The following is a 13,012-nucleotide window of genomic DNA, read 5'->3' on the forward strand; positions in this document are numbered from 1 at the left end:
CGCATGCACACTTATGACTATGATTTATTCACGATAGGTGCTGGCTCTGGCGGTGTGCGGGCCAGCCGTTTTGCGGCACAGTATGGTGCACGCGTGGCGGTAGCCGAGGCAGGCCCGCTGGGTGGCACTTGTGTGAATGCAGGTTGCATACCAAAAAAGCTGATGTCGTATGCCGCTCATTACCATAGCGACTTTGCCGACGCAGCCGGTTTCGGCTGGAGCATGGGTGAGCAACAGTTTGACTGGGCCACGCTGATCGCCAACAAGGACAAAGAAATCGCCAGGCTCAATGGTATCTATGGCCAGATCCTGACAAATGCCAAGGTCGATATCATCACTGGTCATGCCCAGATCGTCGATGCGCATACCGTCATCGTCAATGGCCAAAGCTATCGCGCCCAGCATATCCTGATCGCCACAGGCGGACACCCAGTCAAGCCAGAATTGCCAGGCAGTGAACTGGGCATCACTTCGGATGAATTCTTTCACCTGCCTGCCCTGCCGCGCCGTGCCGTGGTGCAAGGCGGTGGCTATATTGCAGTCGAGCTGGCTTCCATCCTGAATGGCCTGGGCTGCCAGGTCACACTGGTACAACGTGGCACACAAATCTTGCGCAGCATGGATGCCGACCTGGGCCATTTCCTGATTGCAGAAATGCGCAAGAAAGGCATAGAGATCGCACTTGATACCAGCATCCTGTCCATCAACACGGAGGGCGACAACACGCAAAACAAACGCGTGGCACTCAGCGATGGCCGCACACTGGATAGCGACTGCGTGCTGTTTGCCACGGGCCGCAAACCCAATGTCAAAGACCTGGGCCTGGACAACGCTGGCGTGCAGGTGCGCGAGAATGGTGCCATCATCGTCGATGAACACTTTGCCACCAATGTAGACAGCATCTACGCCATCGGCGACGTCATCGACCGCTTGGCGCTGACCCCGGTTGCACTGGCCGAAGGCATGATCGTTGCCGCCAACCTGTTCCAGCATGGGCGCAAGCTGATGTCCTATGAAAACATCCCTACTGCCGTATTCAGCCACCCCAATGTAGCTACCCTGGGCCTGACAGAAGCCAAGGCACGCGAAAAACATGTGCATGTGAAAATCTTCAAGAGTGAATTCAAGGCACTCAAACACACACTCTCAGGCTCGACCGAACGCTGTCTGATGAAGATGATCGTCGACGCCGACACCGACCGCGTACTGGGCATGCACATGGTAGGCGCAGACGCAGGCGAAATCATCCAGGGCTTCGCCGTCGCCATGCAATGCGGCGTGACCAAGGCACAAGTCGACGCCACCATAGGCGTACACCCGACAATTGCAGAAGAGTTTGTGACGATGAGGACGGCGGTGGTGTAGGTTTAAGAAGCGGCCCGGTGGATTCATCCGGGCTGCGAAATATTGTCAGGACTTTTTTGACCGATGAGCTAACGGCATTTCTGATTTTAGGCAAACACGACTTACGCCGACACACCTTGATTCAAGAGTCGCAACGGTATTCTGAATGCAACCCTGTGGTGGCGTGGCAATGCCTCCGATTACCACGTTAAAGGAGCTACGCGCTCTGCAGAACGCGCAAATGAAAGGAAAGAAGTAAATGAAATTATTTCTTCAAATGCTTATCTTGACTTGTCTGATACTGGGTGGCGGCAGCACAACTTGGGCTTCATCTTTACCAAGGTACCCAGAAGACGATTGGGAGGCTCTTTCAAAAATATTGAACGATAAAACGATCCCTGTTACTTGGAAAGATTCACATGGGAATTCTATCGTCGATTTCCACATGAAATATGGTTCTGAAGATACTGCAGTCAATTATTTGAAGCGTGCTACCTTGCAAGAATTGAGTCTCATTAAAGCAGGGGATTTGCTTAATGCTGCTGCTTGGTATGGCTCTCAGCAAATAGTTCAAGTTTTGTTGAATAGAGGTGTTTCTCCTAATCCAAAGATGCCATTCATTAGTGCGCCACTAATGTCTGCCTCATCACGTGGAAATCTAGAAATTATGCGCATGCTTATACGAGCAAAAGCAGATGTGATGGCGCGCTCTAAATATGGCCGTGACGCTCTATTTATTGCCTTGGAGATGGGGCAGTTTCGTGCGCTTAATTTACTTCTTGATAATGGTGTGAACTTAGAGTGGTATAAGAAGAGTGGGAATAACGGAGCGATTATTTTTACCGCAATAAACGGAAAGTCGAAAGATGTCGTAAATCTACTTTTGCGAAATGGATTTAATCCAAATGTATTTAATGAGTTAGATGAAACACCATTGGTACATGCGATTCGTCGAAATGCCGGAATAAATATTATCGTATTGCTTCTTAATTCGGGCGCTGATGAATGCCTGCCGACGAGGGATGGAAAGTTGCCGCGTGAGGTAGTAGCCGAATTAAGTGATATTGAAGAACCTTGGAAACGAGAATATGTACATATTTTTAAAAAGGAATGTCAAATAAAGCCCGAGTAGCTCCGATTTTATTAGGGAAATTATGCGTAAATTGTCTGTATTTCTGCTTACGGTCATTGGGTTTATGGTGGCTATGACAGTTTGGTTTTTGCCCAACATTTATGGGCAATATCGCTTCTCACAATTTTGCGGAAAAGACAGCGGTTTCCATGAGTATGGAGAAATAGAAAAAAACTCACCTTGGCTAACCACTGATCAAGCAGATGCGAAAAGTGTTGTCTCAACTCATGCAATGGTGCCATTTGCGAGATATTTAGACAGAGATGGTCAATATTTTGATGTTCGATACAAAGGGGGAAATCCTTGGTGGGATAGCTCCTATGAAGTCATTTCCGCAGATTTGAAAATTGTAGTGCCCTATATCTTTGAGTACAAAGCCAGTTTTATTGAGAAAGAACTTCGTTTGAGGAAAGATGTTTATTCGCTTCGAGATCGAAAGACGAATCAGGTGATATTTCAACATACTGGCTTCGCATACACTTTGTTTGAATCTAAACATACACTACTCGGACAAAGTGATATTCAAACCTGCCCTGCATTTGAGAGTCAAACAGCTAATATAAATGCATTTCTTTTATCCGGAAATAAAACATGAGTATAAAATCCGTAGAAGAACTCACTGCAGACACTCAGATCGCAGTCGAAATCAAAGAATGGGATCAGGTCCTTCATTAATGCATTTCGCGAAGATGCGATACACGCGAATTAATGGAACGAACATATTTTTAATACGTACGATTAAAAAACCTTTCAATTACTCCAGATCAGGCCAGCGCTAGTTGACGTGCAAACACTACCTGAAGGTTATATGGTGTTCTTTGATGGCCCAAAACTTTCATGGATTTTTAATGAGCAAGATGAGACGGTGTTCCTATAATTTTTTGCGCGCATTTAAGCCTAAGTAGCAGTCTACGTATAAGTCGTGCCCACAACTTGTCTTACACATCATGTCCCAGTTCAGAAAAACCAAAACTGTTGCTGCCAATACTGTTGAAACCAATCAGCAGATTGCTTCGCTGGTGGCTGTACAAAACCAGATTTTCGCCAGGTTGCTGGATAGTCTGGAGGCGGGTGTCAGTACGGCGGACGTGGCGGCGCTGGCGGATGAGCTGGCATTGGAGCACGCTGTGCATAGCTCTCTGCCTTTGATGAATGGCTTTCCTGCCGGTATCAGCATCAGCGTCAATCAAGAGATCACGAATGGTGTGCCGCGTAGCGACAAGTTGCTCAAGGATGGAGATGTGGTGAAGTTAGCGTTTGGTTTGCACCATCTTCAGCAGGCGTTTAGCATGCAGAACTGGACTGTGCAGATTGGTGCAGGTACGGCCATTGCTAGTGACTTGCTGGGGCCAGCTCATGCGATTTTGCAGGAGAGCATATCGATGTGTCGCCCTGGCATGCTGGTTTCTGAGATTGGCAAGCATTTGCAGCAGACCTGCAGCAAGACTGGTTTGTTTATCTCGGAGCTGTTTGCTGGTCATTTCATAGGTGAGCAGGTCCATATGCTGCCGCAGGTCTTGCCGCGCAGTGGGATGTTCGAGCCTGAGCATATCTTGAGTGCAGGCTGCATGCTGAATCTGATGGTACTGGCGCACCCTGCCAAGCCATCTGTAAAGCAACTCAAGGATCAATGGACCGTGACTGACCGCAATTGCTATCCCTCTGCCTGTTACAGCCATATGGTGCTGATCACCGACGATGTGCCCAAGGTGCTGACGGCCACCTATCCTTTAAAGAAGGGGTCACCCATTAGCTCCCGGTAGTCAACCAGTCGAACAATATACTCGCAACACACCGCGATCATATTTACCACGCCATCACACGATTGTTTCAAAGTGCCGTTGCGCCTTTTTCTTCAACGTGTGCTTGCGCGAATCGCAGCTTCACCCATGTGTATCTGGCGAAACATCAAACAGGTTTTCGCCCATTAGCACAGCCGCTCCAGAACCATCTCAGTACCACCTTGCGTCCAGGAGACGAGCAGGTCTGTGGCTACCGTATACAGCTCCAAGCCCCTTTGGCTCGCATTGCAGACGACACATTCAACGATGGTATGGCAGATACTGCGTGCCTAATCATTACGAAGGGACGATTAGCAATCGAGAAAGCGCCCGCCAAGATGGAAATATATGAATGTCTGACCTCTAGCCCTCCTGTTTCCTCATGCCAGTCTAAGAACACGCGCCCGGAGTAGGTGCGAAAAGCGCAGCGCAATCGTACATGTGTCAATCATCCCCAGCGATCTTCATTGTCGCGTCAATCCAGTTAGAAAAACCTTTAAGAAAATGTAGCAGGCCATGCTTTATATGAACTTCAGGCATCAATTCGAAATGAATCATGCGTAAGATCAAGCAAAAGCAAATCTAATGCACCCGCGCCAAGTTGTAATCATTAAAACCACAAATCCTGATATATCCGCGATATAAAAGTTAAAGAATGTATAATTTCTCTTCTTGTTTTTGCACTATTAGTCCCTTAAATTAAGGCTATTTAACGATAACAAGATGCCTTTTCAAGAAAGCGGAGATTTGCTGGGCAACGGGACTGAATTGAGAACCATGCGCAGCAAATCTCCGCCCAGCACCGCTTTAATGCTTTCCCATTTTTCTCATTTGTTGTCGATTGCAGTCCATTCCACCAATCCGATCCTGTCAGGCGGAGTTTGTTTTTACGCTGACAAGGGGACTGGCGTGTCAATATACATGGAAAATATTCTATGAAAAAAATCTTGAAATTATTCTTGCTTGCGCTTGCAGTATCTTTTTTCAATCACAGTGCGATGGCGCAAAGCTGGCCTGTCACTCGGGCTGAAACTTCATCGGCATTGTGGCCAAACACCAACTTATACGATCGCAATACCAGTACGGTCTGGACCAGTACTGGTCATGGCGACCCCAACCACCAGGAATGGCTGGCTTATTGGCTTGATGGCTTTCATCCCGTCAATGCCATCAAGCTTTATCCACGTTATGCTGGTGGGCGCGTGCTGGGTTTCCCCACCGCATTCAATGTGTACTGGAGTGATGGCAGCAAATGGAATTTTGCGCAATCCTACTCCAACGTCACCATGCCGCAAGCCGGAAATTATGTGACGCTGAAACTGCCCGCAACTGTCAATGCCAACGGCATACAGGTTGTTGCCACCCAACTGGGGCAGGATGACGTGGGTAACTACTATTTCCAGATAGGTGAAGTTGGTGCCGCGCAGACGGATGTCGTGGCAACGGATTATTTCAGGAACCCGCTTCCTGGTTCTCCGATACTGACGATGGCCGATGACGCGCCAACGAGCGTATTGGTGAGCGGTGTCCGGGCAACTATGTACCGGGTCAGACAACCTAATAACGAAACGGCAAACCCAGGCATACCCATTCCTCTCGCGAGATATGGCGGCGTCATGCGCGAATGCCTGAAGCTCAACCCGAATAGTACTGCGCCGGATTGGGCATGTTATTCAACCTACCCTGAAGACTATCAAAGCAGCTCATCTGTCCTGGCAAGCCCGCAGATGAATGCCGTTTGCGGTGCACCGGCGAAGTACCCTGCATTAATCAGTTCGTGCAGCAGTGGACAATGCGTTTCTGAAATCTTCATGCTGGATTGCCAGACTGGATATCCAAGTTTGACGGCGAACAGGAACTTCAATACGGCAAAAGCCGATCTCAATTATGGCGGTTATATTGATGACCCGGATGACTTGTCGAAACAAGGCTATGGCGGTAAGTATTACCTGTCAGGGAATTACAATACGGCACTGGAAATTTTGAGGCAAGGTCGGGTTCCCATTGTCGGTATCAACATTTTTGATCGCCCTCTTACTGGTGGAACTTATACGCTAAAAGCCGACGCCGAAAAGATCATCAATGATACCGTTGCCCAGTATCCGCAGTTGTTTACTTCTGGTGCGATGATTTCCATTGTCGATGAGCCATTCTGGACTAATACGGGCTTCCCGGCAGCCGCGGTTCTCGATGCAGAAATTAATGCCCTGCGCAAGGGGATTTTCTTGATGCAAAGAAAACTGCCAGGAGCAAAATTTGGTTTGAATCTTGCAGGCGTATTGAGTGCACAGCCTCAAATGATGGATGCAGTCAAAAAAATCCTCACGCCAACTGACGGTATGAGCGTGAGTTTGCAATGGCTGGCAACGGACGTTTATGTCAATACCTTTGACTTGACTGAACGCGCCACTGCCTTGAATACAGCGAACGGGTTCGCAAACTACATGACAACCGCCCCTTTCAACAACATGGAAAGTTGGCTGGTGGTGCAAGGTTTTGCTCCTTACAATTATACCGGTGCGGTCCCCCCTTCCAACTGGCCTGCTGGCCTGACAAGCGACTTCAAGAGCATCATGCGCAGCATGGGCGTTATTGGGGCCAAGTATACCGGCGTGCTGGTATGGGGCTGGAACAAGGCTGCCGAAATCGATGACCGGTTTACTGGCAAATATTTCCCGTCTGAACTTCAAAAGTGGTATCAGGCTCCGGCTTGCTCAGGTGTCAGCCTGACGCCATCCAGTCTGCCTGCTGGCGGTGGTACTGCCGTTGCGCAAGCCAGTTGCACGAACGAGATTTTGACCTATGCATGGACGGTGAATGGCAATGTCTTTGGCGGCAATACGCCGTCGATCAGCATCGCCCTGACGGCAAACAATAGCAATGCTGCGCTCAATTACACGGTGTGTTTCACTGCCATCAATGTCGCCCATACTGCTCCTATCTGTACCAACCTGGTGCAGGCTGCAGGTAGTGCTGCTACGGTGCCGGGTGCGCCTGCCATCAGCTCGGTCGTTCCGGGTAATGGTAATATCAAGGTAGCATTTAATCCCGGCGGGCTTGGATCGGGCAGCCTGGTTAATTACACGGCTACTTGCGGCAGTGTTACTGTCAATGGCAACGGATCTCCCATTACTGTCACTGGTCTGACCAACGGCACGGCTTACACCTGCCGCGTCAAGACCACCAGCAGCGTGGGCAGCAGCGCGTGGTCAGCGGTGTCTGCTCCGGTAACACCAACGGCATCGCCAACGCTGCCGGCTGCGCCTGCCATCAGTTCTGTTGTGGCTGGCAATGCTGCTGTCACGGTGGCATTTACTCCTGGTGCACTGGGATCGGGCACACTGGTCAGGTATACGGCATCTTGTGGCAGTGCATCTGTCAATGGCAGTGCATCACCTATCGTTGTCACTGGCCTGACGAATGGCACCGCTTACACCTGCCGCGTACAGACCACCAGCAGCGTGGGTAGCGGCGCATGGTCAGCGGTGTCTGGTTCGGTGACACCAACGGCAGCAACCTTACCCGCTGCGCCTGCCATCAGTTCTGTGGTCGCTGGCAATGGCGCTGTCACGGTGGCATTTACTCCTGGTGCGCTGGGATCGGGCAACCTGGTCAATTACACGGCTACTTGCGGCAGTGTTACTGTTAATGGCAATGGTTCACCCATCATCGTTACCGGCCTGACTAACGGCACGGCTTACACCTGCCGCGTCAAGACCAACAGTAGCGCAGGTAGCGGTGCATGGTCAGCGGTATCGGGTTCAGTGACGCCGACGCTTCCACCAGTATTGCCAACGGCCCCTACCATAGGCACAGCCGTCAGTATTCCTGGTCAGGCAACGGTGTACTTTACTCCAAATTCATTGGGGTCGGGCAGCCTGGTCAATTATACGGCTGTCTGCGGCGGCGTTTTTGCCACTGGCTCTGCGTCCCCCATTGTCATCACGAATCTACCCAGCGGCACGCCTTTCTTCTGCAAAGTGAAGACCATCACCAGCGTAGGGGCCAGCCCCTGGTCCAGTTGGACGACTGATCCTATATATCCATAAACACTGGCTTGCCCCAGGCTGCCGGTGAAGCTTTTACGCGCAGCCTGACATAAATACAAATTTCGAATCTTGTGCGCGATTGCAAATCACCCCTTTGGCGACCGCAACGTTTCCAAGTCATTCTGGCTCGCATTGCAGGCGACTCATTGAACAAGGATGGCGATGGCAGATACTGCGTGCCCAAGCAGCCCGAATGGGCGATTAGCAATCGCGAAATCGCCCGCCAAGATGGAAATGTATGAATTTCGGATGTGAAGCTTACCCTTCTACACAAAAGTTATTGTAACGGCAGGTGGCCGCGCTTTAGATGCCAAAACTTGAGTACAATACTTTTTCCTTAACGACTGGGGCAACATTGATACAAATTGCCTCTCATAATGGACATACTCATTATTCTTGGTTTGATCTTGGTTAATGGCTTATTTGCCATGTCTGAAATCGCTGTTGTCTCCTCAAAGCGTATTCGCTTACAAAAACTTTCCGAAAATGGCAGTCGTGGCGCACAAGCTGCTCTAGAACTGTCCGACAGTCCCAGTCGATTCCTATCTACCGTTCAAGTTGGGATTACGCTGATCGGCATTTTTAACGGTGCTTTTGGTGAAGCCTCTTTAGTGGCTCAACTGAGTCCGAAATTGGAAGGTATGTCAATCATTGGCGAATTTGCCAGAGAGATTGCACTCGGCATCGTTGTGGTTGGTATTACATTTTCTTCCCTGATTTTAGGTGAGCTTTTACCTAAGCGAATCGCTATGCAATATCCAGAAACGGTCGCTTCGTTGATCGCAGCACCGATGCAATGGTTGTCGCGCGTGATGGGGCCATTTGTCAAGATATTAACGATCACAACAGAAGCCCTGTTGCGCTTATTGGGATTGCATCAACCGAAAAGTAACGCGGTTACTGAAGAGGAAATCGCAGGTATGCTTCAAGAAGGTACGAATGCCGGTTTATTTGAAAAGACTGAGCACGATATTGTGTCGCGTGCCTTACGCCTTGATGATCAACGTGTGGTCGCTTTGATGACGCCCCGCATGGCGATTGATTTTATCGATATTGAAAAATCTCTGGAGCACAATTTAGCAAAGATAGCGGCCAGTCCGTATAGCCGTTTTCCTGTGTGCAAAGGTGACTTGTCCAATGTGATTGGCATCATACATGCTGGTCACTTGTTTGACCAAGCCATTGGAGGAAAGTCCTTGCAGAGCGTCGATATTGCTAATGCAGTCAAGCCGCCTTTGTTTATTCCAGAAGCACTAAGCGCCATGCAATTGCTTGAATCGTTCAAGAAAAATCGTGCTGAGTTAGCTTTAGTTATAAATGAATACGGTGAAATCGAAGGTATCGTCACGCTGAGTGACGTACTAGGGGCATTGGTGGGTGATGTGGCCGCAGTGGATAATCAGCAGGATGCTGATTGTGCTCAACGTGAAGACGGCTCCTGGCTGATAGATGGAGGAATTTCATTTGACAGGTTCAGAGAGATATTTGATAGCGACGCAAGATTTCCAGAGGAAGCATCAGGGTCTTACCATACCTTAGCCGGATTTGTGTTAACTCAATTTGGCTACATACCCCGCGCGTCAGAGTATTTTGAATGGGAGGGCTTCCGGATTGAAGTGCTTGATATGGATAAAAACAGAATTGACCGACTATTGATTTCTGAAATTTTACCAGCAACAGTAATTTAAGCTCATCCGCAATAGGGCAGCTGGCGGCAGATCCGACATTCACGTGTATCTGCCGAAACATCAAACCTGGATTTCACCCATTAGCGCCGCAACTCCAGAAGTATCTCTGTACCGTGCCGTGTCCAGGTGATGGGCAGATCCTGCGTACCCAAACAGCCCGAAGGCGCGAAGGCGCAAGCTAGGTATCATGGTGTAAAGTGATGGTGCGTGCTGGTGGAAAATTCACTGTATCAATGCCTTAACGGCCAGACAGTAATGGATACCCGATACAGGCTTTCAGGAATGACGAAGTTTGGCGATTGCTGTCCAGTAATCGCCATTTTCCTGGCTTGCGATATGTAACGACAAAAAGGAAGATGGATAGGTATGACTTTGGATAATATCATTGATACCTTGAAAGGTCGGCCTGGCATGCTGGTGTTGAATCATTCGATTCTGGAGGCGTCTCGCTTCATTAACGGTTTTATGCTTGGCAAGCGCAGCTATACCCAGCTTGATGCACGCGAGTTGAAGTTTGACGAAGAGTTCCACCGCTGGGTCCAGCATTATTACGATTGCCCGATTGGCGTATCCTGGGCACAGACGATTTTATTTTATGAAGGGGATTACAAACGGGCGCTGGAAAAATTTGTGACCTTGTATCATGAGTTCCAGGGCGATGAAAGTTCAATGTGAAATGTTGCTTAGTCAGGGTGTAATTGATGGATGGTTTGCTGGAATTCATGTTTGAGGCAGTGCCTGCGGCAAGCTTGCCTTTGCTGTTGCGTTCGCTGACAGGGGAGACAGCGAATGTAGTGAGCATAAATGATTATGAACTTGGGGCGCAGCCTGTCGGGGCAGTGTTCGACGAGTTGTACTGGCAGGCATTTTTCAGGCGGCAAGGTGCAGCCTGCTTTATGAACCTCCGTGTTTTGCAGGTCGGTGACAAAGAGGTGAATGGTCCGAGTGTGCAGTTAATGTGCAGCGACATGCTGCTTGACGTGATGGTGTTAATGTCGAGCACCGATTGCCGCAATGCGGGGCTGGTATTGGCAGATGATTTTGCGACGTGGATGAAAGACATGGCGCAGTTATCGGACGCACAAAATTTCTGCGGCGGGCTTGATCCGGCATGGGATGTGGGGACACAATTATGTTCTTCGCGCGGGATTGGGCCGGTGATGTCACTTTGAGGGAGCTGGATTAATGTGCATGTACCGGACTAGGATGAGCAGTAAATCCATTAATGGCTGACCAGTCATTCTGTTTGGTATTTATCTGTATCTAGCGAAACATCAAACCTGGACTTCGCCCATTTGCACAGCTACTCCAGAAGGATCTCAGTAACGGGTTGTATCCAGGCGATGGCAGATACTGCGTGCCCAAACAGCCCGAAGAGGCGATTAGCATACGCGAAATCGCCCGCCAAGATGGAAATGGATGAATACCTGTTGCGCCCCTGCGCCCTTTGTTTCTTAGGAGTGGCTAAAACGAAATATCAACACGCCCTGACAACGCCAGGTCATTTTCGCATCAGGCTCTTAAGCATGATGCGCGCAACCACAGGGTGGTGGTCGGATGGGTAGCGCCTGTCACGTGAGTCGCTTATCACGGCATATTTGAGTACGTCGAAGTGCTGATCGACGAAGATATAGTCTATCCTTTCATTCATCGCTGCATCCAATTGGAAGTTGTTGAAGGTCCCTACCGGGCCATAGGGTGGTGCCTGACTAATCCGGTAAGCATCGCGCATCCCTTTTGCCATATTCTGCATCTGCACTGTTTCTGGTGTCGAGTTGAAGTCACCGAGACATATTGCGGGCTCGCCGCGTGCGATCTCTGCGATTTTGCGTAAAACCAGTTCTGCTGAAGCGCGGCGAGCCACCTGGCCTTCGTGGTCAAAATGAACCGAGAACACAAATAGGACACGCGAGCTGCCTCGATCACGCAAACGCGCCCAGGAGACAAGACGACGGCAGCAGGTGGCGTCCCAGCCGTATGAAGGGTGGTCGGGCGTTTCACTTAACCAAAAGTCACCCTTGCTCAATAAAGTAAATCGGTTCTTACGAAAAAAGATCGCTGAGTGTTCGCCTGCATTTCTGCCGTCGTCGCGACCAACCCCGACATGATCAAACTCTTCCATCTGGGCCAAGTCGGTGATTTGATCTGCCAAGCCTTCCTGTGTACCTACAATATCAAACTCGTGGTAACGAATCAGTGCCTTGACCATCTCTTTGCGGGATGGCCAGGCATTCACGCCATCGCCAGTATTGTTATACCTTAGATTGTAAGTAGCGACGTTAATCGCCGCTGCCGAGCGGGGTTGCGCCGACGAATCTGGCGTCCAGGCAAGAGCAAGCAGCACAACAACGGCGACCCAGAGTGCAAGCGGCGAGAATCTGTTTAACATGTTGATCGCATCCAGAAAAGCTATAGGTCAATGTAAGAAGAGGGTTTCAGTTTTTTGCAAATATTGATTTGCCCTTCTAGCACCACCAAGCACATTGACGCAGCATGATGCGGACAATGACGGCTATGGTAATGACACATGTTCGCAAACAGGCAATGGGCTATATTCATGATGCGCGGGTTCTACGACCCAAGATTGATTTTAGCCATGAACTCGCCCCCTGATCCATCGGTAATCGAAAAGCGACAGAGTTTAGCGATCTGGTTAAACGCGCATGAAAATGCGGAGCACGTGGTCAGATCCTTCATTCATACATTTTCTCTGCCTGGAATCGTCATCAAGTCAGCGTAGTAATCGGCTGTGCGCTGACAATCCCGCCTAAGTGAATGCTTGAATTTAGTCGTTGAAAATCAAAGACGTCGATTGTTTGCTTAAGAGACCAGACTTCTTCCTTGTGTGATGGCGCATTAAATCTGATCGCGGTGTGGTGCGAATATGTTGCTTGAGGTGTACTGTCAATAGCGGACACTCATGTTCTAAGCTGCCTGTGACTGCCGATTAAAATTTTCAGCAAACAAGGCTGGCGATATATTGCCAAGACGCGAGTGACGTCGCTGGCGGTTATAAAA

At 49.4% G+C, this 13,012-nt stretch carries 9 protein-coding genes; 8 read left to right on the forward strand and 1 reads right to left on the reverse strand.

Annotation, left to right across the window (positions count from 1 at the left end; all coding sequences use genetic code 11):
- Positions 1-3 precede the first annotated feature (3 nt).
- The 8 genes from gorA (at position 4) to H8L47_RS23800 (ending at position 11,166) form a co-directional block, all read left to right on the forward strand.
- Complete coding sequence (gene gorA / locus H8L47_RS23765) at positions 4-1,365, forward strand: glutathione-disulfide reductase (protein WP_186956103.1); 1,362 nt, start codon at positions 4-6, stop codon at positions 1,363-1,365.
- Between the two features lie 238 nt (positions 1,366-1,603).
- Positions 1,604-2,476, forward strand: coding sequence for an ankyrin repeat domain-containing protein (locus H8L47_RS23770; RefSeq protein ID WP_186956105.1), 873 nt, complete (start codon positions 1,604-1,606; stop codon positions 2,474-2,476).
- A 22-nt stretch (positions 2,477-2,498) separates the two neighbouring features.
- Positions 2,499-3,071: a hypothetical protein gene (locus H8L47_RS23775; RefSeq protein ID WP_186956106.1), complete on the forward strand. Its 573-nt coding sequence runs from the start codon at positions 2,499-2,501 to the stop codon at positions 3,069-3,071.
- A gap of 352 nt (positions 3,072-3,423) precedes the next feature.
- Positions 3,424-4,239, forward strand: a complete 816-nt coding sequence (locus H8L47_RS23780) for a M24 family metallopeptidase (RefSeq protein WP_186956107.1) — start codon at positions 3,424-3,426, stop codon at positions 4,237-4,239.
- 953 nt (positions 4,240-5,192) lie between these two features.
- The gene (locus tag H8L47_RS23785; protein ID WP_186956109.1) at positions 5,193-8,306 is read left to right on the forward strand and encodes a discoidin domain-containing protein; all 3,114 of its coding nucleotides are present in this window, start codon (positions 5,193-5,195) and stop codon (positions 8,304-8,306) included.
- A 377-nt stretch (positions 8,307-8,683) separates the two neighbouring features.
- On the forward strand, positions 8,684-9,994 hold the full coding sequence (locus tag H8L47_RS23790; RefSeq protein ID WP_186956111.1) for a hemolysin family protein: 1,311 nt from the start codon (positions 8,684-8,686) through the stop codon (positions 9,992-9,994).
- A gap of 366 nt (positions 9,995-10,360) precedes the next feature.
- Complete coding sequence (locus tag H8L47_RS23795) at positions 10,361-10,669, forward strand: hypothetical protein (RefSeq protein WP_186956113.1); 309 nt, start codon at positions 10,361-10,363, stop codon at positions 10,667-10,669.
- A 26-nt stretch (positions 10,670-10,695) separates the two neighbouring features.
- Positions 10,696-11,166, forward strand: a complete 471-nt coding sequence (locus H8L47_RS23800) for a hypothetical protein (protein WP_186956114.1) — start codon at positions 10,696-10,698, stop codon at positions 11,164-11,166.
- A 329-nt stretch (positions 11,167-11,495) separates the two neighbouring features.
- On the opposite strand, the gene H8L47_RS23805 is transcribed toward H8L47_RS23800, so the two are convergent.
- Positions 11,496-12,383: an endonuclease/exonuclease/phosphatase family protein gene (locus H8L47_RS23805; RefSeq protein WP_186956116.1), complete on the reverse strand. Its 888-nt coding sequence runs from the start codon at positions 12,381-12,383 to the stop codon at positions 11,496-11,498.
- Positions 12,384-13,012: the final 629 nt, after the last annotated feature.

Origin of the sequence: Undibacterium umbellatum (assembly GCF_014284125.1) — a bacterium.
Taxonomy (GTDB): domain Bacteria; phylum Pseudomonadota; class Gammaproteobacteria; order Burkholderiales; family Burkholderiaceae_D; genus Undibacterium; species Undibacterium umbellatum.